Origin of the sequence: Massilia genomosp. 1 (assembly GCF_011682185.1) — a bacterium.
Lineage (GTDB): Bacteria > Pseudomonadota > Gammaproteobacteria > Burkholderiales > Burkholderiaceae_D > Telluria_A > Telluria_A rubra.
Genome location: NZ_WHJF01000029.1, coordinates 1 through 19,802 on the forward strand (window position 1 = coordinate 1; position 19,802 = coordinate 19,802).

Genomic DNA, 19,802 nt, shown 5'->3' on the forward strand with positions numbered 1-19,802 from the left:
ATCCTTTTCCGCGGCGGAAAGCTTGGAAAGATCTGGAAGGGGGCGCAGTTTTGTCATGATCAGCATCATGGACCGATTTCAAGAAACGAACAACTCTGGCACGTGCTCGCTCAGGCTAAACAGTTACCGTTTTTGCACGTCTTTTAAGAAAAATTTTCAGGTTTCTGATATCCCTTCATAGGGGCTGAACAGTTACGAAAAACAAACGTTTATCTTACGGTCAAAAACGCGCTGGTTTGACCGGAAACCGGAAAAAGGGGATCCACGATTGAGAGATTTTCATGGGAAACCAGACCCGGATTGTCGACATATCGAAAAATCTTCACGGCAAAATTCTTTCTTTCGAGCTATTTCAGTAACGTATACTGCATGCTGGTGTGTGTCCACGTGCGTGGCTGCTTACAATTTAACCGGACCACGCGTCCCCGCTGTACGCAATGACTACTCTCTTTCTTCTCGCTGACGCCTGGCTGCGCGCGCTCCGTTGCGCGCCTGCGCTGGCGCCGTCCACGCGCTCGTGCCGCTCGTGCCTGCTGTGGTGCGTCCTGTCCTTCCTGCTGCTGGCCGCAGCGCCGCCGCGCACTTTGGCCGGCGATGGCGCACCGGCCGTGGGGGCCGAAACGGCGGCAGCGGGCGCCTTGTTCAAACGCTACGACAGCGGCGATCAATACGACATGAAACCGATCACGGTCTCCCAGCTCGAAGACCAGCTGCGCCGCCCCGAGCTGCAAGCCTCGGCCGGCAAGGGCAGCATCGCGGTGCTCTATCCGAACGTGTCCGAACCGTTTCGCAGCGCCTTCATCGGCATGATCCAGGGGATCGAAGAACGCACCCGCCTGCGCGTGCGCAGCTATGCGGTGGACGCCCGCTTCGATGCGCTTGAACTGAACGCACAGCTCAAACGCAGCGGCGCCCGGGTCGTCATCGCGCTCGGGCGCCAGGGCTTGAACGCGGCGGCGGCACTCGATCGCGACATCGTCGTCCTGGTCGGCGGCGCCCTGCTGCTGTCGGACGCCGAAATCGTCAACCTGAACGGCATCAGCCTCACGCCCGATCCGGCGCTGCTGTTTGCCCGCCTGCGCGCGCTGCTGCCCGAGATCAGACGCGTGATCGTGGTCTACGACCCCAAAAAAACCGAATGGCTGCTGCGCATCGCGCGCGAGGCGGCGCGCGAACAGGGCCTGGAACTGGTGTCGTACGAAGCGCGCGACCTGGCCCAGGCGGCCCAGGTCTACATGGCGCAGTTTGCGGCCGCCGACAGCCGGCGCGACGCCGTCTGGCTGCCGCACGACACCACCACCGTCGAAGAAGGCACCCTGCTGCCGCTGATCCTCAAGCAAGCCTGGAACAGCGGCGTGCCTATCTTTTCGAGCAATGTGCTGCACGTGAAAAAAGGCGCGCTGTTCGCCATGAGCCCCAACAACGTGGAGCTGGGCCGCTCGCTGGCCAGTTCGGCCGAGGGCGCCATCGCCGGCGAACTCAAAAAAGGCGTGCAGCCGCTGCGCGAACTGCACACCGCCATCAAGCGCGAATCGATGGTGCTGAGGGCGTGATGGCTTCCAGCGCCGGTCGCGCCGCCCGGCACTCCGTCATTGCGTCATTCCCGTGCAGGCGGGAACAACGGATCCAGGGATTAGCGGTACCGGCTAACTATCAGATTTCTTCGTACAGCGGCAAGGTCAGAAACTCCGCAAACGATTCCGACGTCGACATATCTTCGAAAATCACCGCCGCGCGCGCATAGGTCGGGTTATCCCCGTTCGGTGCGACTTCCTTGACCTTGGCCAGTTCCTCCGGAATCATCGCGCGCACCATGTCGGCGCTGACCTTGCGGCCATCGTCGAGCACACCCTTGGTCGAGCGAATCCACTGCCATACCTGCGAGCGGCTGATTTCCGCCGTGGCCGCGTCTTCCATCAGATTATGAATCGGCACGCAGCCATTGCCCGCCAGCCAGCTGCCCAGGTAATGAATCCCCACGTTGATGTTGTAGCGCAGGCCCGCTTCCGTGATCGGCGCTTCCGGCTTGAAGTCCAGCAGTTCGGCCGCCGTCACCTCGATATCGGGACGCTGCTTGTCGATCTGGTTCGGCTTCTCGCCCAGGACCTTCTTGAATTCGCCCATCGCGAGCTCCACCAGGCCCGGATGCGCCACCCAGCCGCCGTCGTAGCCGTCGGTCGCGTCGCGCGCTTTATCATTGCGCACGCCGCCCATGGCGATCTCGTTTTTCTCCGGATCGTTCTTGATCGGGATCAGCGCCGCCATGCCGCCAATGGCCGGCGCCCCGCGCTTGTGGCAGGTTTTCAGCAGCAGCAAGGCATACGCGCGCATGAACGGCGACGTCATCGTCACTTTCGGACGGTCGGCCAGGCAGAAGTCCTTATCGAGCTTGAATTTTTTGATGCACGAGAAAATGTAGTCCCAGCGGCCCGCATTCAAGCCGGCGCTGTGTTCGCGCAGTTCGTACAGGATTTCGTCCATCTCGAACGCGGCCAGGATCGTTTCGATCAGCACCGTGGCCTTGATGGTCCCCTGCGGCAGGCCCAGTTCCTGCTGCGTCATGACGAAAATATCGTTCCACAGGCGCGCCTCGAGGTGCGACTCCATCTTCGGCAGGTAAAAATACGGGCCCGCGCCGCGCGCCAGCTGCTCTTTGGCGTTGTGGACCATGAACAGCGCGAAGTCGAAAATCCCGCCCGAGACACGCTTGCCATCGACCAGCACGTGCTTTTCGTCGAGGTGCCAGCCGCGCGGACGCACGACCAGGGTCGCGATCTTTTCATTGAGCTTGTACAGCTTGCCGTTCTGTTCGAGCGAGATCGTGCGGCGCACGGCGTCGCGCATATTGATCTGGCCCGTGATCTGGTTGTCCCAGTTCGGCGTGTTCGAGTCTTCGAAGTCGGTCATGTAGCTGTCGGCGCCCGAATTGAAGGCGTTGATGACCATCTTGCGCTCGACCGGGCCGGTGATTTCGACGCGGCGGCACTCCAGCGCCTGCGGAATCGGCGCGATTTTCCAGTCGCCGGCGCGAATCTGCGCGGTTTCCGGCAAAAAGTCGGGACGCTCGCCGGCGTCGAGGCGTTTGGCGCGTTCCACGCGCGTGGCCAGCAGCTCCTGGCGGCGCGGTTCGAACGCGCGCGTCAGGCGCGCCACCAGGGCCAGCGCCTCGGAAGTGAGAATCTGCTCGTAGCCAGGCTTGATTTCGGCGGTGATGTCCATGCCGGCGGGGATATTCATAGTCATGCGTGCTCCTGTAGAAGGTAAGAATGCAAATTGGCGTTTCGTCTGCCTTCCAGTATATTCACTAACTGGTAGCTAAACGAGACAAAAAATACATTCATCTGTGCGTTTTTGTCGCAGATGGGTGACAACACCGGAGGAGTAACACGTGGGGCAGTTCCGTCAATTATCGACTTTCGTCGAGGTGGTCGCGCGCGGCAGCCTGTCGGCGGCGGCGCGCGCCGAAGGCATCGCGCCGGCCATGATCGGGCGCCGCCTCGACGCGCTCGAAGCGCGCCTCGGCGTCAAGCTCCTGCAGCGCACCACGCGCAAGCTCGCCCTCACCGATGAAGGCGCGGCCTTCCTGGAAGACTGCCAGCGCATCCTGGGCGAGCTCGAAGAAGCCGAATCGGCGGTGGCCGAACGCAGCGCGCGCGCCAGCGGCCACCTGCTGGTGTCGGCGCCGGCCGGTTTCGGGCGCCAGCATGTGGCGCCCCTGCTCCCGTCTTTTTTGGCCGAACACCAGGATGTGACGGTCAACCTGAACCTGAACGACCGCGTGGTCGATGTCATCGGCGAAGGCGTGGATGTGGCGATCCGCATCGCCAGCCTGTCCGATTCGAGCCTGGTTGGCGTCAAGCTGGCTGACAACCAGCGCGTGCTGGTGGCCTCGCCCGCCTACCTGAAACGCCACGGCGTGCCGGACACCCTGGCCGACCTGGCGCGCCACAACTGCCTGGCGATCAGCAGCGAAGGCAGCCAGCGTGGCTGGACCTTCCGCGACAACGGCAAGCTGGTGACCCTGAAAGTGGCGGGCAATATGGTGTGCAACGACGGCGAAGTGCTGCACGATTGGGCGCTGGCCGGCAAGGGCCTGGCGTGGCGCTCGATGTGGGAAGTGGGAACCGAGATCGAAGCGGGCAAACTGTACACGGTGCTCGATGCATTTGCCGCGCCAGGCAACGATATCCACGCGGTGTTCGCGCAGCGCCGCCACCTGCCGCTGCGCATTCGCGCGTTCGTCGACTTCCTGCGCCGCACCTACGCGCAGGCCGATTACTGGCGCGCGCGCAGCGGAACTTGAAAACGCCATCGGCCCGCACGAGGCGGGCCGACGAAAGGAACGACAAAAAAAATCCCCGGAAACCGAGGATTTTTTGTCGTTGATTCAGCGATTAGATTGGCTGAATGTTCGAAGCTTGCTTGCCTTTAGGGCCAGCGGTTACTTCGAAAGAGACGCGCTGGTTCTCTTGCAAAGATTTGAAGCCGTTCGACTGAATCGCCGAGAAGTGAGCGAACAGATCTTCGCCGCCTTCATCAGGAGTGATAAAGCCAAAACCCTTCGAATCATTGAACCATTTTACGATGCCAGTTGCCATTACAATTTCCTATTTCAGTTAAGTTGGGCTTACGCCCGTTTTAGATCGTTTGACGAAGCAAGAAAGAAATGACAGACAGACTGCACAACTACCTCGAATCACAACGATCCCGCATTATACCGAATAAAACACAAAAAACACGTTCTCTGCAAAATAAACTTCCCGCATGCCGTAAAAATTCAGAATATCAACTTTTACAGCGCCCGGTTTGCAGCGGCAGTCCGATAAATATAGAACATCGAGACCGCCGAAGTTTGCGCTAGATCAAACGATACGCCCACTTGACCTTGCATGCGCGCACAATTGGCAAAAAAGAACGAGCTATGTGGTTTTCTTGCGGTTTTCAGTCAGGCGAGCCGGGATAAACGGCCCCCTTGGGGTCCAGCCGTGCCCACGCGATGTACGCGTCGAGGGCGTGCAGCCAGTCATTCCAGTCTTTCGCCGCGATCATCTCGAACGCCATCAGCACCCGCAAGCGCTGTTCCAACTGGCGCGCCTGCGCCCCGAACACGCGAAAGCCGAAGGTCGCCGCCGAGCCGGCGATGGTGTGCAGGCTCTGATGGAGCTCCTTGACCAGGGCCGCGTCGGCGGCCGCCGGGTCGAACTGCGCGCGCAGCTCTTCCAGGCGCGCCAGGGTGGCCGGCACGCTGGCCGCGAACTTCTCGTTCAAGGCGTGCAGGCGCGCGAAAAACTCCTGGTCGATCAGCGTGGCCATCGCGCCGCTTACTTGGTGCCGAAGATGCGGTCGCCCGCGTCGCCCAGGCCCGGCACGATGTAGGCGTGCTCGTTCAGGTGCGAATCGAGCGAGGCCACGTACAGCTTGACGTTCGGATGCGCATCCTGCACCACCTGCACGCCTTCGGGCGCGGCCACCAGGGCCAGGAAGATGATCTGTTCGTCGGTCACGCCGCGCTTTTTGAGCACGTCGATGGCATGCACCGCCGAGTTACCGGTGGCGACCATCGGATCGCACAGGATGAAGATGCGGTCGGTGGTGTCGGGCAGGCGCACCAGGTACTCGACCGGCTTGTGGGTTTCCGGGTCGCGGAACACGCCGACGTGGCCCACGCGCGCCGACGGCACCAGTTCCAGCAGGCCGTCGCTCATGCCGATGCCGGCGCGCAGGATCGGCACGATGGCCAGTTTTTTGCCGGCGATAACGGGGGCGTCGATGGTCACCAGCGGGGTTTCGATCTGGCGCGTGGTGAGCGGCAGGTCGCGCGTGATTTCGTAACCCATCAGCAGCGTGATTTCCTTGAGCAGCTCGCGGAACGTGCGCGTGGACGTGTCGCGTTCGCGCATGTGGCTCAGCTTATGCTGGATCAGCGGGTGATCGAGGATGAACAGGTTGGGGAAGCGCGGATCTTGTTTCATGGAGTTCGATTCAATCATTGTTGTCAGGGGCCTCGAAAAACCGTAGCGAGCGGCATCATCTTCGCTCGAGAAGCGCAGCCGTACGAAGGTACGGCGAGCATCGCAAAGCGAAAATGACGCCGCGCAGCAGGTTTGTCGAGGTCCCCGGTTGTGGCTTGTACTCGTATTATCCCGCAAACCGGGCGCTTGTCCGCATTTTGCGGCAATTTAGTCAGTACAGGCGTCGCTTCAAGCGCCAGGCGGCAGCGCGCGCGCCAGGATCGCCGCGCAGTCGACACCGGCCGGCAGGCGGCCGAACGCCCCGCCCACATCGTGCGCCACGCGCGAGGCGATGAAGGCGGCGCTGACAAACGCCGGCGCATGGCGCAGCAGCAGCGCCGCCTGCACCGCGATCACGATCCGCTCGGCCAGCCGGCGCGCGCCGTATTCGTCAGCCTGCGGGCCTTCCAGCTCGGCCAGCAGGCGTGCGCTGAACGCGTTAAACGCCGGATTGGCGGCGCCGGCCAGCGCCAGCTCGCCCGCCAGCGCGGCGCGCGCCGCCGGCGTCTTGCCGAAGGCGCGCAGCAGGTCCAGGCACATCACATTGCCGGAACCTTCCCAGATCGAATTGACCGGAAACTCGCGGTACAAGCGCGCCAGCGGGCCGTCTTCCACGTAGCCGTTGCCGCCCATGACTTCCATCGCCTCGGCCCCGAACGCCGGGCCGCGCTTGCACAGCCAGTATTTGCCGGCCGGCGTGAGGATGCGGCCAAGCAGCGCCTGGGCCGGGTCGGCGCCCTGGTCGAAGCAGCGCGCCAGGCGCAGCGCAAACACGGTGGCCGCTTCCGATTCCAGCGCCAGGTCGGCCAGCACGTTTTGCATCAGCGGCTGTTCGGCCAGGGCGCGTCCGAAAGCGGCGCGTTCGCGCGCGTGGTGCAGCGCGTGCGTGAGCGCCGCGCGCATGATGGCGGCGCTACCGAGCACGCAATCGAGCCGGGTATGCCCGCCCATCTCCAAAATAGTGGGAATGCCGCGCCCGACCTTGCCCACCAGCCAGCCGACGGCGTCGCAAAACTCCACTTCGGACGAGGCGTTCGAACGGTTGCCGAGTTTGTCCTTGAGCCGCTGCACGCGGATCCCATTGCGGCTGCCGTCGGGCAGGTAGCGCGGCACGAAGAAGCACGACAGGCCGGCGCTGCCTTCATCGTCGGTCTGCGCCAAAATCAGGTGCGCATCGGACTGCGGCGCCGAGAAGAACCATTTGTGGCCGACGATGCGCCAGGCGTCCACGCCCTCCTCGCCGAAGCGCGCCCGCGCCTGGCCAGCCTCGATCGCCGTCGCGCGCGTGGTATTGGCGCGCACGTCGGTGCCGCCCTGCTTTTCGGTCATGCCCATGCCGATCAGCGCACCGGTTTTTTGCTCGACCGGCAGCGAGCGCGGATCGTAGTGGCGCGACAAGATCTTGGGCAGCCACTTGGCCCCGATCGCGCCGGCCTGGCGCAGCGCCGGCACCGAGGCGTAGGTCATCGTGACCGGGCATTGCGCGCCGTTTTCCACCTGCCCGAACAGCAGGTACTGGGCCGCGCGCGCCACCTGTGCGCCACCCTCGCCGCTCTCCCACGGCGAGGCATGCACGCCGGCGCCGATCATCAAGGCCATCAACTGGTGCCAGGATGGATGGAATTCGACTTCGTCGATGCGCCGTCCATTGCGGTCGACATGATGCAAGACGGGTTTGTTTACATTGGCCAGGCGCGCCAGGTCGAGCACCTCGGCCCGGCCGAGTGTTGCGCCGAGCGCCAGCAAGCCGTCGACCGCCCACGGCGCGCCCTCGCGCACCACCGCCTCGCGCAGTGCCGCATCGATGCCGAACAGGTTGATATTGCCGAATTGACTGGCTTGGTTGAAAATCGTATGCGTATCGAATGGGTTCATGGTGTGAATCGTCTCAAACTCTGAAAAATATTGCACAAAAGCAGCGTTTCCAAGGCCAGCCCGCCCCCGAAACGGCCCCGGTGAGCGACAATAGCGCACCGGCGCGGAAGACCCGGCAGGCTTCCAGAGCCTAGCCCAAAGCCGAAAACGGGGCAAGAGTTGCTTTCCGGCCCGCCCGGCACGCGGTTTTTTGCGTTCGGTCAAGCAACATCGAATGACCCACCGCACCGGCTGTTTTTGATGCATTCTGGAATCTTTCCATGCCACGGTGAATGCCGATTTGCTAAACTAGTGTCCCGAGTTAGAAATTCGTTGATGACTAAATGTGGTGAAATCGTAACGAGACAAGGAACAAAGCGCAGACAGGCCGAGGCCTGGCGAGCATTTGTGACGCAGTATCGGTGCGATTGTCGCCATATTTATTCAACGAATTCCTAACTCGGGACACTAGGACGCCCGGCAGCCAGCGGCAAGCCACAATACGAAGGTAACGACTTTTACAATGCGCACCAGTGCCCCATCAGTGCCCCACGGCGATACCCTCACCGAGCTCGACCAATTCATGGAAGCGGCCGGCGACATCGTGTTCCGCCTCGATGCGGCCGGCCGGATCAAGGCCGCCAGCAAGCGCACCGGCGCCCTGTTCGCCTTCGAGGCCGGCGCCCTGCTCGCCACGCTGGTCGCCGACGCCGACCAGGCCGGCCTGGGCACGGCATTGCTCGACGCCGCCGGCGCCCCGGCGCGCATCGACGTACGCATGAAGGCCCCGCACAAGGAACTCTGGTTCGAACTGCGCCTGTGCCGCATGCAGCAAAGCGGCGACACGGTCTTGCTGGCGGTCGGGCGCGACATCTCGGCCCAGCGCGAAACCGAAGAACGGCTGCGCCACCTGGCCACCCATGACAGCCTGACCGAATTGCCCAACCGTTTGCTGTTGTCGGACCGGATCGGCATGGTGATCGCCCACGCGCGCCGCTCGGGGCAGAATTTTTCGGTCGCCACCATCGGCCTCGATGGCTTCAAGAAGGTCAACGACGGCCTCGGCCACCCGGTCGGCGACGCCGTGCTGCGCATCGCCGCGGCGCGCCTGCGCAAGACCCTGCGCGACAGCGACACCCTGGCGCGCATCGGCGGCGACGAATTTGTCGCGGTCCTGCCGGGCACCTGCAGCGAAGCCCAGATCAAGCTGGTCACCAGGCGCCTGCTGGCGGCCCTGCAAGCCCCGTTCGAAGTCGACAAGCACACCATCTACATCGGCGCCTCGATCGGCCTGGCCCTGTTTCCCGAGCACGCCGAGGATGAAGTCGAACTGGTCGCGCTGGCCGACGCCGCCATGTCGCGCGCCAAGGAAACCGGCAAGGCGCGCTGCCTGGTCTACAGCCCGCGCACCAGCGGCCTCCCGGAACACGATATCTCGCTCGAAGCGGCCATGTTCCAGGCGGTGCGCGAAGGCGAATTTTTGCTCTATTACCAGCCGATCGTGGACGCCGCCACGCGCCGCATCCAGGGTTTCGAGACCCTGATGCGCTGGAAGCATCCCACCCTCGGCATGGTGCCGCCGGTGCGCTTCATTCCCATCGCCGAGACCAACGGCCTGATCAACCTGCTCGGGGCCTGGGCCCTGAAAGCGGCCTGCGTCCAGCTCAGGCACTTCGAAGAAGCGGCCAAGCGAGCGTTGTACATCTCGGTCAATATCAGCCCGCGCCAGTTTCGCAACGATAAATTCCTCGAGGTGCTGGATCATGCGCTGGCCTTTTCGGGCCTGCCCGGCAGCCAGCTGGTACTCGAAATCACCGAAGGAACCCTGATGATCGATCCCGTGCATGCAGAATCCATCCTCCTCAAGATGGCCGAGCGGCAGGCGCGCATCGCCATCGACGATTTCGGCACCGGTTACTCCTCGCTGGCGTACCTGAAGCGCTTCCCGATCTCGGTGCTGAAAATCGACCGCGCCTTCATCAAGGACCTGCCCGATTCGCCCAAGGATGGCGCGATCTGCAATGCGGTGCTCGACCTGGCCAAGCATCTTGGCCTGTCGGTGGTGGCCGAAGGGGTGGAAACCGAAGCGCAGCTCGATTACCTCGACCAGCGCGGCTGCCAGTACATCCAGGGTTACCTGACCGGCAAGCCGATGCCGGCCCACGCGGCCATGGCCGCCCTCAAGGAAGACTTGTACGCGTCCCTGATGCCGATCGAACCGCACGCGGGGCTGCGATGATCGCCAATTCCCTGCTCCAGACGGCCCCGCCCGTCCCGGCCAGCGCCGACGCCACCCTGGCCCAGTTGTGGGAACGGGTGCGCCGGCGCGGCGACATGCCCGGCTTCGCCAAGGCCATCAGCGCCATCCTCGGCGCCATGCGCGGCGAGGACGAGCACCAGTTCAGCATGACGCAAACGGTGCTGTCGGACCCGGTCCTGACGCAAAAGGTCCTGCGCCTGGCCAACAGCGGCATGTATTCGGCCTTCGGCCAGCGCATCAACACGGTGACCAAGGCGGTGCTGGTGCTCGGCACGGAGGCCATCGGCCACCTGGCGCTGGGCCTGAAGCTGATCGAGGAACTGACGCGCGCCTCGCCCGATTCGGCCGTTGCCCACGTGGAGATGGAAAAAGCGGTGCTGGCCGGGATGGTGGCGCAGCAGGTGGCCGCCAGCACCAAAGGGCGCGACGCCGAGGAAGCCGTGGTGTGCTCGATGCTGCACACCTTGGGGCGCATGATGATTACCTTCTACATGCCCGAACGCTGGACCGCGCTGCAGGCGGTCGGCGGCAGCGGTGGCGAAGACGCCGCCGCGCCGCCGCTGCTCGGCCTGTCGATGGAAGCCATCGGGCGCGCCACCGCCGAGCACTGGGGCTTGCCGAAGAACCTGATCGCCGGCATGCGCCGGGTCGAACCGGCCCCGCGCGGCGAGGTGTTCACCCACGAAGACTGGCTGGCCGCGGTATCGACCATGTCGTCGCAGTGCGCCAGCTCCCTGTGGAACGACGACGAAGCCGGGGCCGCCCAGGTGCGCGCGCTGGCCAGCAGTTTTTCATCGATGCTCGGGGTCGAGCCGGACCATATTCTGACGGCCATCGAAAAAGCCAAGGAAACCGCCGCCACCGACCTGTCGATCGCGCCGCTGGCCAAGCCGGCCGAAAAGCGCGCCGCCGACATCGCCACGCGCCGCATGCGCGCCGAAGGCAACAAGGTGCTGCTCTCGGGCGTGGCCGACATGCGCGACGTCGTCGCCACGGCCACTCCGGGCCAGATGATGTCGATGGCGCTGGAAACCGTGTTCCAGGGGCTGACCTTCTCGCGCGCCGTGGCCTTTCTGCGCAACCGGCGCGAGAACAAGTACATCGCCAAGATCGGCCTGGGCGACGGCGCCAAGGAACTGATCGGCGCCCTGAGCTTCGACGACGCCTACAGCGCCGACGTGTTCCACGCCTCGCTGGGCAGCGACCGCGTGATTTTTGTCGAAAACGCGCAGGACGCCAAATTCGCGGCCAAGCTGCCGCAGTGGTGGAAGGATTGCCTGTCGGACGCGCGCAGCTTCGTGATCCTGCCGCTGTCGTCCAACGGCCAGCCGGTCGGTTTCATTTATGGCGACTGGGACGACAGCTTCCCGGCGATTCACCTGAGCCAGACCGAATTCGCGCTGCTCAACGACCTGCGCTCGCTGATCGTCAAGACCGTGGTGCGGCGCCAGCAAGTGGAATTGATGGCCGCCGCCAAGCCGCGCTGATCACCCCTGGCGCTGCCAGCGGAACGACAGCGCCGCGCTCCCGGCCGCCGCGAGCGCGAGCGCCCCGGCCAGGTAAAACACCGCCTGCGGGCCGATCCGGTCCCAGCACAGCGACATCGCCAGAGCGCCGCCAGTGCCGCCGATGCCGTAGGCAAGGCTCATGTACAGCGCTTGCCCGCGCGCCTGCAAGGGGCCGGCGAACCAGCGCTGCATGACCATCACCGAGCTCGAAAGATGGGCCGCGAACGTGGCCGCGTGCAGCAACTGGGCCAGCGCCAGCACCGCCAGCAGTTGGCCGGCGGCGCCGATCACCGGAAAACGCACGGCGGCCAGCGCGAACGCGCACATCATGACCCGCTGGGCGCCGAAGCGGCGCAGCAGCGGCGCCTGGAAATAGAAGAACGCCACCTCGGCCACCACGCCGAGCGCCCACATCATGCCGATTACCGGCTTGCTGTAGCCGGCCTGCGCCAGGTACAGCGAATAGAACGCGTTGAGCGACATGTGTACGCCCGCCATCAGCGCGGCCGAGACGAAAAACGCGATCACCTCGCGCCGCCGCAGCACGCTCCACAAGCCCGGCGCGTCCGCGGCATGCGCCACCAAAGGCGCCTGGCGGATGCGCAGGCCGGCCGCGCCCACGCACACCAGCAGGAACAGCGCGATCCAGGGCAAGGCCTGTACGCCCAGCGACTCGAGCAGCCAGCCGGCGGCCAGCACCGCCACGATGAAGCCGACCGAACCCCACATGCGCACGCGCCCGTAGTTGCTGGCGTCGCCGCGCAGGGCCGCCAGCAGCAGCGCTTCGGCAAGGGGCGCCTGGGCGCTCGAAAACAGGTTGAAGGCGACCATCACGGCGATGAACTGGAAGTACGATTCGGCGAAAAAGATGCCGCAAAAGGCGAGCAGCGCGCCGCCGGTGGTCAGGCGCAGCACGCGCACGCGCTGGCCGCTATGGTCGGCCAGCCACCCCCACAGGTTCGGGCCGATGATGCGCATGACCTGGATCAGCGACATCAGCACCCCGATCTGCGGGACGCTCATGCCGCGCGCGGCGAAAAACAGGGTGGCGTAAATGGCAAACGCGCCGACCTGCGCGTAGTACGCGAACAGGAACAGCGCGAACGGCGCGAGAGCGGGAGCCGGAGCGGGCTGCGGCGCGTCCGGCCCCGCAACTGCTTCAGGCAATTTTCGGCGTGTCGACCCGCACATCGCCGCATTGGGCGCGGTGCATCAGGGCGTGGTCGATCAGCACCAGCGCCAGCATGGCTTCGGCGATCGGGGTGGCGCGAATGCCCACGCACGGATCGTGGCGCCCGAACGTTTCGACCATCACCGGGGCTCCGGCCTTGTCGATCGAACGGCGCGGCGTGCGGATCGAGGACGTCGGCTTGATGGCGATCGACACCGTGATGTCCTGGCCGGTCGAAATCCCGCCCAGCACACCGCCGGCGTTGTTGCCGACAAAGCCGTCCAGGGTCAGTTCGTCGCCATGCTCGGAGCCGCGCTGCGCCACCGAACGGAAACCGGCGCCGATCTCCACGCCCTTGACGGCGTTAATGCCCATCATGGCGTAGGCGATGTCGGCGTCGAGCTTGTCGTAGATCGGCTGGCCCAGGCCCACAGGCACGTTTTTGGCCACCACGTCGATGCGCGCGCCGATCGAGTCGCCGTCGCGCCGCAACTCGTCCATGGCCGCTTCCATGCGCGCGATCAGCGCAAGGTCGCCGCTGGCGGCAAAAAACGGGTTGTCCGGCACATGCTCCCACCCCTCGAACGGCACGGCAATGTCGCCCAACTGGCTCATGCAACCCATGAAGACGGTGCCGTACTGCTCGCGCAGCCACTTCTTGGCCACCGCCGCCGCGCCGACCACCGGGGCGGTCAGGCGCGCCGAGGAACGCCCGCCGCCGCGCGGATCGCGCACGCCGTACTTGTGCCAGTAGGTATAGTCGGCGTGGCCGGGACGGAAGCTCTCGACGATGTTGCCGTAATCCTTGCTGCGCTGGTCCTGGTTGCGGATGATCAGCATGATCGGCGTGCCGGTGGTCTTGCCCTCGTAGACGCCGGACAGGATCTCGACCGTGTCGGCTTCCTGGCGCTGGGTGACGTGGCGCGAGGTGCCCGGTTTGCGGCGGTCGAGGTCGGGCTGGATGTCGGCTTCCGACAACACCAGGCCCGGCGGACAGCCGTCGATCACACAGCCGATGGCCGGGCCATGCGACTCGCCAAACGTTGTAACGGTAAACAGCTTGCCAAAAGAATTGCCGGACATGATAGTAAGTAAGTGGCGGAAAAGCCAATTCTACCAGCCCGCGCGCTTTTGCTGGCGCCGGCGGCCAGGAACGCCGCCACGGCGGCCCGCGCGCTTCTGAACATCTTGCCAACTATCTTGATCTGTTGTGCAATTTCTTTTTCTCGCTGCCAATAGATACAGTAAGCCGAATTCGTGGCATGCTATGGAAAAGCAGTGGCATTGCGCTGCGATCGGTGTCGGCTGGCCGGCACCAAGCTGCGTTGATTGTTACAATCGGACGTATACTGGCGAAGATTCATTACCGAAAAACGCCTGGAGAAGCGACACATGCCCCCATCGAGCACGCCCTTGGACGACCTTGAGGACGACCACGACGACCTGGTATTTTTGGAGGAACACCCCGGTGCGCCTGTCAGCACGGGGATGGGCGGCGTCTGGCGCGTGATGATCATCGACGACGACGAAGACGTCCACTCGACCACCACCTTCGCGCTCGGCAACCTGGACATGCAACAGCGCCCGCTCGAATTCGTACACGCCTATTCTGCCGGCCAGGCGCGCGAAATGCTCAAGCACGAACACGACATCGCCGTCATCCTGCTCGACGTGGTGATGGAACAGGACGACGCCGGCCTGCACCTGGTGCGCTACATCCGCGAAACGCTCAAGCTGGCCGACGTGCGCATCATCCTGCGCACCGGGCAGCCCGGCTACGCGCCCGAGATCGACGCCATCCGCGATTTCGACATCAACGATTACAAGACCAAGTCCGAACTGACCCGCATCAAGCTGTTTACGACGGTGACGGCGGCGATCCGCTCGTACGAGCAGATCCGCGCGATCAGCGCCAACCGGCGCGGCCTCGACCGGGTGGTGCGCGCCAGCACCGAGCTGATGGCGCTGCACGGCGTGCAAAACTTCGCCGCCGGCGTGCTGGCGCAGATCGCCGACATTCTCGGGGTCGAGCCGAACGGGGTGCTGTGCGTGCAGGAGTGCCCGGACGCGCGCGGCCGCGAGCTGCACATCATGGCCACGGCCGGCGTTTACCGCCGCCTCGGCAGCGGCAAGCTGAGCGCGCCTGACGACGCCGCCGTCGCCGCAGCGATGGAGCGCACCCTGGCGCAGCGCCGCAACATCTACGAGCCGGGCGCGGTGACCCTGTTCTTCGCCGGCAAGTCGAGCCGCGATTTCGTCGCCTTCCTGGCGCCGGGACGCACCTTGGGCGAGCTCGACCAGCGCCTGCTGGAAGTCTTTTGCGGCAATGTGGCCGTAGGGCTGGACAACGTGGAGCTGGTCAGCCACCTGCACAACGCCGCCTTCTACGACCAGCTCTCCAAGCTGCCCAACCGCACGCGCCTGGTCGAAATCCTCGACGCCACCCTGGCCGGGCCGGGGCGCGACGACGCCACCCTGTCGCTGGTCGACCTGGACCACTTCGCCGAAACCAACGACGCCCTCGGCCACCAGTTCGGCGACCTGCTGCTGGTCGCCGTGGCCAGCCGCCTGCAACAGCGCCTCGGCCAGCAGTTGACGGTGGCGCGCATCGGCGGCGATATTTTTTCGGTGCTGGGCGACGCCGGCGCCGTCAATCCGGTGCGCATCCTGGCGCTGTTCGAGACGCCCTTCTCGATCGACGGCCAGGATGTGCAGCTGTCGGCCACCCTGGGCCTGGTGCGCCTGTCGGAACACGACGGCAGCGGCGCCGACGTGCTCAAGGACGCCGACATCGCGCTCAAGCGCGCCAAGAGCCAGCAGCGCGCCGGCCACTTCTATTTTTCGCGCAGCATGGGCGTGGAAATCCGCGAGCGCGTGCGCATGATGCACGCGCTGCGCACCGGCTTTGCCAAGGGCGAGCTGTTCGTGGTGTACCAGCCGCAAATGGACCTGAGCGCGCGCTGCCCGGTCGGCGCCGAAGCCCTGCTGCGCTGGCAGACCGCCGACGGCACCTATATTTCGCCGGACCGCTTCATCCCGATCGCCGAATATTCGGGCCTGATCATCGACATCGGCGAATGGGTGCTGCGCAGCGCCTGCCACGAACTGGTGCGCCTGCGCGACGCCGGGCACCGCCAGTTCACCATGTCGGTCAATGTCTCGCAGGTGCAGTTCCGCCACCCGTATTTTCTCGACATGCTGCGCTCGGCGCTGGAAGAAACCGGCGCCCCGCCCGAATTCATCGAACTCGAAATCACCGAGTCGATGGCGATGGAAGAACCGGACTTGCTGATCAAGATGCTGGCCCAGATCAAGCACACCGGCGTGTCGATCGCGATCGACGATTTCGGCACGGGCTTCTCGTCGCTGTCGTATTTGCAGCGGCTGCAGGTCGACCGGCTCAAGATCGACCGCGCGTTCGTGACCGAAATCACGCACTCGGCGCGCGGCAGCAGCATTGCCGAAATGGTCATCCAGCTCGGGCGCAACCTGGGCCTGTCGGTGATCGCCGAAGGGGTCGAGGATGAACGCCAGGCCGCCATCCTGCACTCGCTCGGCTGCCCGCTGGCGCAAGGCTTCCTGTTCGCGCGCCCGATGTCCACGGCGGCGCTGTACGACTGGCTCAACGAGGAAGGCAGCATCGGCGCGCCCTGATTCCCGTGGCCGGCCCGGCCAGCACGGCCCTGGAATGGCCAATCAGCAAGCAACCGTTGCACGTCGGCAACAACAGCCCCTGCCGTCGCCGTCAACGCGGCATGCGCGCCCCGTGCGCGCCCGCGTTCACGTACTATCGTATCCATGCTTTGGAATGGACGGGCGCCATCTTGAATGAATGCATGACGACGATAATCTCGCGGCGCTTCCCTACCCTGGCGCGGCGCGCATCGCGCGTGCGCGCACTGTTGTGGCTGGCGGGCCTGGCGACCCTGGTGGCGGCGCGCCCGGCGGCGGCGCTCGACCCCGACAAGGCATTCCACCATTTCGTGCGCACCAGCTGGTCGATCCAGAGCGGCCTGCCGCAGGTGAGCGTGCAAGCGATCACGCAGGACCAGCAAGGCTACATCTGGATCGCCACCCAGGCCGGCCTGGCGCGCTTCGACGGCGTACGTTTCACCAATTATTCGCCTGAAAACCAGCCGGCCATGGCCGGCGTATGGATCCGCAGCCTGCTGGCCGACAGCGCCGGGCGCGTCTGGGTCGGCACCTACAAGGGATTGACCGTCGTCGAGAATGGCGTGTTCCGCGCCATTGCGCCGGCCGACCCGCTGCAGTTTCCCGTGCTCGACATCCACGCCATGATCGAGGACCAGGGCCGGCTGGTGGTGGCCACCAGCAGCGGCGTGTTCGACTACGACGGCGGCAAGCTGGTGCATCGTGCGGGCAGCCCGGCCCCGGCCACCGCCCTGCTGAAAAGCGCCGACGGCGTGTATATCGGCGGCGCCGGCGGGATTTTCCACAGCCGCGGCAAGGAAACCGAACTGATTCCCCTGCCGGCCGGGATGCGCCAGGGCGTGGTCACCCGGCTGGCGGAAGCGCAAGGAAAAATCTGGGCTGGCACCAGCGTCGGCTTGTTTACGCGCGACGGCGCGGACCTGGTCGCGGCCACCGGCGAGCCGCTCCTGCAAAGCTCGCCCACGACCATGCTGTACCAGGACGGCGACCGCAACCTGTGGGTGGCCAGCAACGCCGGCATGGGGCGCATCCGCAATGGCAAGGCCACCGAAATCATCCCCGAAAAGAACCCGGCCGCCTTCAAGGGCGTGCTGGCGGCGTTCGAAGACCGCGAGCGCAACCTGTGGCTGGGCAGCCAGTGGCAGGGCCTGGTGCGCCTGTGGAACGGCTCGACCCGGCGCCTGGCGGCGGCCGAAGGGCTGACCGAACCGATCGTCTGGTCGCTGGCGCGCGCGCCGGACGGGCGCACCTGGGTCGGCACCAGCGATGGCCTGAGCGTACATAGCGACGGGCGCTTCCGCCAGGTGCTCAGCGGCAGCCAGTTGCCCCATCCGCACGCCTACAACCTGCTGGCCGACGCCGACCGGGTCTGGATCGGCACGCGGCGCGGGCTGGTGCTGTGGCAGGGCGGCAAACTGGAAGCGCCGGCCCTGTTCGCGCCGATGGCGACCGCGCAGGTCAACGGCATCGTGCGCGACCGCAAAGGCGTGGTCTGGTTCCCGACCAGCGAGGGCGTGTTCCGCCTTGGCGGCGGCGCGCTCACCAAGTTCGGCAAGAACGAGGGCTTGCACGACGTGCGCGCGCGCCAGGTGCGCGAACTGAAAGACGGGCGCCTGCTGGTGAGCACCCAGGACGGGCTGTACGAACTGCGCGGCGAGCGCATGGAACAGATTGGCCTCGACAGCGGCCTGCAACCGGGCATGGACATCACCGCCATCACCGAACTGCGCGACGGCTCGCTGGTATTGGGCTCGCTGACCGAGGAGCTGTACCTGTTCAACGGGCGCCGCTGGCACAAGTTCGCCGCCGCCGAAGGCTTGCCGCCGAACGCGCCGTTCTTCCTGACCGAAGACGCGGCCGGCTACCTCTGGTCGGCCGGGCTGCGCGGCATCCTGCGGGTGCCGGTGGCCGACATGCGCCAGGTGCAGAACGGCCAGTCGCGCACCGTCAATGCCGAGATGATCCTCAACGAGCGCGGCGACCGGCGCAGCGGCGAGCAGGGTTACTGCTGCAACGGCGCCGGCACCTCCAAGGGTTTCATGGACCCTGCCGGCACGCTGTGGCTGCCCAGCCGCGACGGCGTGGTCACGCTCGACACCATGGGCCTGACCAAGAACATGACCGCGCCGACGGCCGTGATCGAGCGGGTGCGCGTGCTCGACACCTGGCGCGACATCCACCAGGGCCAGGCCGGCAGCATGCGGGTGCGCGCAGATGCGCGCGACATGGCCTTCGAATTTACCGCCCTCAGTTTCCAGGACCCGGCCAGCGTGGTGCTGCGCTACCGCCTGCACGGCTACGACAAGGACTGGCGCGAACTGGCGGCCGGGGCGCCGCGCTCGGTCAACTACACCAACCTGCCGGCCGGCTCGTACACCTTCGAAGTCAAGGCCATCAACAATGCCGACGTCTGGAACAAACTGCCGGCGCGGCTCGACTTCACCATCGCCCCGCACTTTTACGAAACGAGCTGGTTCTACGGCCTGTTGCTGGCCCTGTTGTGCGGCACCGTGTACGGCGGCTACCGCTGGCAGCGCCGCGCGCACGAAAAACAGCGCGCCGCGCTCGAACTGCAAGTGGCCGAGCGCACCGAGCAGCTGCATGTAGCCAACCGCGCGCTGGAGCTGGCCAGCCAGACCGACCCGCTGACCGGTTTGCACAACCGGCGCTACCTGAGCAACCAGATTCCGGCCGACCTGGCGTTTTACGAACGCGAGAACAAGCGCACCGGCGCGGGCGACAACACGCTGCTGTTTGCGCTGGTCGACATCGACCACTTCAAGCGCATCAACGACACCTACGGCCACCGCGCGGGCGACCGCGTGCTGCAGCAGGTGTCCGACGTGCTGCGCGCCCAGGTGCGGGTGGGCGACTACATCGTGCGCTGGGGCGGGGAAGAATTCTTGCTGGTGTGCCGGCCCAGCACGCGCCAGTTCGTGCCGGTGCTGGGAGAACGCATCCGGCGCGCGGTGGCCAGCGCGGTATTCGACCTGGGCGACGGCATCACGGTCGCGCTGACCTGCTCCGTGGGGCTGGCCGAAAGCGGCTTGTACCTCGACGACTCCAAGCGTGTGAGCTGGGAGCACCTGGTCGAACTGGCCGATGCGGCGCTGTACTGGATCAAGGCCAATGGCCGCAACGGCTGGAGCGCGCTGCGGCCCACGCCGGGCGGCGACAACGCCGAACTGATCGAAAAGCTGCACCTCGGCGCGCAGGCGATGATCGATACCGGGCGCGCCACCCTGATCAGTTCAAGCGACCAGTTGACGCCAGCGCATGCGGCGCTGGCGGAGTCGAACGACCCGGCGTGAGCGCCCCGCTGTCGG

Annotated in this window: 13 protein-coding genes; 6 read left to right on the forward strand and 7 right to left on the reverse strand. The window is 65.2% G+C overall.

Annotated features, from left to right (window positions below):
- The first annotated feature begins 437 nt into the window (after positions 1 to 437).
- The gene (locus F1735_RS13160) at positions 438 to 1,553 is read left to right on the forward strand and encodes an ABC transporter substrate binding protein (protein WP_167237357.1); all 1,116 of its coding nucleotides are present in this window, start codon (positions 438 to 440) and stop codon (positions 1,551 to 1,553) included.
- 100 nt (positions 1,554 to 1,653) lie between these two features.
- Here F1735_RS13160 and aceB read toward each other — a convergent pair whose 3' ends face one another.
- Positions 1,654 to 3,243, reverse strand: coding sequence for a malate synthase A (gene aceB / locus F1735_RS13165; RefSeq protein ID WP_167237358.1), 1,590 nt, complete (start codon positions 3,241 to 3,243; stop codon positions 1,654 to 1,656).
- Positions 3,244 to 3,388: 145 nt separating this feature from the next.
- Between aceB and F1735_RS13170 the strand changes: the two genes are divergently transcribed.
- On the forward strand, positions 3,389 to 4,303 hold the full coding sequence (locus F1735_RS13170) for a LysR family transcriptional regulator (RefSeq protein WP_167237359.1): 915 nt from the start codon (positions 3,389 to 3,391) through the stop codon (positions 4,301 to 4,303).
- 91 nt (positions 4,304 to 4,394) lie between these two features.
- Here F1735_RS13170 and F1735_RS13175 read toward each other — a convergent pair whose 3' ends face one another.
- The 4 genes from F1735_RS13175 to F1735_RS13190 all read right to left on the reverse strand — a co-directional run bounded on the left by F1735_RS13175 (position 4,395) and on the right by F1735_RS13190 (position 7,886).
- Positions 4,395 to 4,598, reverse strand: a complete 204-nt coding sequence (locus tag F1735_RS13175; protein WP_010398811.1) for a cold-shock protein — start codon at positions 4,596 to 4,598, stop codon at positions 4,395 to 4,397.
- Positions 4,599 to 4,941: 343 nt separating this feature from the next.
- On the reverse strand, positions 4,942 to 5,313 hold the full coding sequence (locus F1735_RS13180; RefSeq protein ID WP_167237360.1) for an Hpt domain-containing protein: 372 nt from the start codon (positions 5,311 to 5,313) through the stop codon (positions 4,942 to 4,944).
- A gap of 8 nt (positions 5,314 to 5,321) precedes the next feature.
- Positions 5,322 to 5,972 (reverse strand): uracil phosphoribosyltransferase, encoded by a 651-nt coding sequence (gene upp / locus F1735_RS13185; RefSeq protein WP_166884987.1) that lies wholly within the window; start codon positions 5,970 to 5,972, stop codon positions 5,322 to 5,324.
- 228 nt (positions 5,973 to 6,200) lie between these two features.
- Positions 6,201 to 7,886 (reverse strand): isovaleryl-CoA dehydrogenase, encoded by a 1,686-nt coding sequence (locus F1735_RS13190; protein ID WP_167237361.1) that lies wholly within the window; start codon positions 7,884 to 7,886, stop codon positions 6,201 to 6,203.
- Positions 7,887 to 8,448: 562 nt separating this feature from the next.
- On the opposite strand from F1735_RS13190, the gene F1735_RS13195 reads away from it, so the two are divergent.
- Both F1735_RS13195 and F1735_RS13200 read left to right on the forward strand, forming a co-directional pair.
- Positions 8,449 to 10,104: a putative bifunctional diguanylate cyclase/phosphodiesterase gene (locus tag F1735_RS13195; RefSeq protein ID WP_167237410.1), complete on the forward strand. Its 1,656-nt coding sequence runs from the start codon at positions 8,449 to 8,451 to the stop codon at positions 10,102 to 10,104.
- Positions 10,101 to 11,612, forward strand: coding sequence for an HDOD domain-containing protein (locus F1735_RS13200; protein ID WP_229505751.1), 1,512 nt, complete (start codon positions 10,101 to 10,103; stop codon positions 11,610 to 11,612). The genes F1735_RS13195 and F1735_RS13200 overlap by 4 nt, the downstream gene beginning before the upstream one ends.
- On the opposite strand, the gene F1735_RS13205 is transcribed toward F1735_RS13200, so the two are convergent.
- Together F1735_RS13205 and aroC are read right to left on the reverse strand one after the other, a co-directional pair.
- Positions 11,613 to 12,800, reverse strand: a complete 1,188-nt coding sequence (locus F1735_RS13205) for an MFS transporter (protein ID WP_229505752.1) — start codon at positions 12,798 to 12,800, stop codon at positions 11,613 to 11,615.
- Complete coding sequence (aroC, locus tag F1735_RS13210) at positions 12,793 to 13,887, reverse strand: chorismate synthase (protein ID WP_167237363.1); 1,095 nt, start codon at positions 13,885 to 13,887, stop codon at positions 12,793 to 12,795. Before aroC ends, F1735_RS13205 begins: the two co-directional genes overlap by 8 nt.
- A 309-nt stretch (positions 13,888 to 14,196) precedes the next feature.
- Here aroC and F1735_RS13215 point away from each other — a divergent pair, with 309 nt between their 5' ends.
- Positions 14,197 to 16,458: an EAL domain-containing response regulator gene (locus F1735_RS13215; RefSeq protein WP_167237364.1), complete on the forward strand. Its 2,262-nt coding sequence runs from the start codon at positions 14,197 to 14,199 to the stop codon at positions 16,456 to 16,458.
- A 182-nt stretch (positions 16,459 to 16,640) separates the two neighbouring features.
- Positions 16,641 to 19,787, forward strand: coding sequence for a ligand-binding sensor domain-containing diguanylate cyclase (locus F1735_RS13220; RefSeq protein ID WP_167237365.1), 3,147 nt, complete (start codon positions 16,641 to 16,643; stop codon positions 19,785 to 19,787).
- Positions 19,788 to 19,802 lie beyond the last annotated feature (15 nt).

What these genes read in the sequence shown, in the direction of transcription:
- F1735_RS13160 (WP_167237357.1), top strand. Translation starts at nt 438, where the DNA reads ATGACTACTCTCTTTCTTCTCGCTGACGCCTGGCTGCGCGCGCTCCGT.
- aceB (WP_167237358.1), bottom strand. Translation starts at nt 3,243, where the DNA reads ATGACTATGAATATCCCCGCCGGCATGGACATCACCGCCGAAATCAAG.
- F1735_RS13175 (WP_010398811.1), bottom strand. Translation starts at nt 4,598, where the DNA reads ATGGCAACTGGCATCGTAAAATGGTTCAATGATTCGAAGGGTTTTGGC.
- F1735_RS13180 (WP_167237360.1), bottom strand. Translation starts at nt 5,313, where the DNA reads ATGGCCACGCTGATCGACCAGGAGTTTTTCGCGCGCCTGCACGCCTTG.
- upp (WP_166884987.1), bottom strand. Translation starts at nt 5,972, where the DNA reads ATGAAACAAGATCCGCGCTTCCCCAACCTGTTCATCCTCGATCACCCG.
- F1735_RS13190 (WP_167237361.1), bottom strand. Translation starts at nt 7,886, where the DNA reads ATGAACCCATTCGATACGCATACGATTTTCAACCAAGCCAGTCAATTC.
- F1735_RS13195 (WP_167237410.1), top strand. Translation starts at nt 8,449, where the DNA reads ATGGAAGCGGCCGGCGACATCGTGTTCCGCCTCGATGCGGCCGGCCGG.
- F1735_RS13200 (WP_229505751.1), top strand. Translation starts at nt 10,101, where the DNA reads ATGATCGCCAATTCCCTGCTCCAGACGGCCCCGCCCGTCCCGGCCAGC.
- aroC (WP_167237363.1), bottom strand. Translation starts at nt 13,887, where the DNA reads ATGTCCGGCAATTCTTTTGGCAAGCTGTTTACCGTTACAACGTTTGGC.
- F1735_RS13215 (WP_167237364.1), top strand. Translation starts at nt 14,197, where the DNA reads ATGCCCCCATCGAGCACGCCCTTGGACGACCTTGAGGACGACCACGAC.
- F1735_RS13220 (WP_167237365.1), top strand. Translation starts at nt 16,641, where the DNA reads ATGACGACGATAATCTCGCGGCGCTTCCCTACCCTGGCGCGGCGCGCA.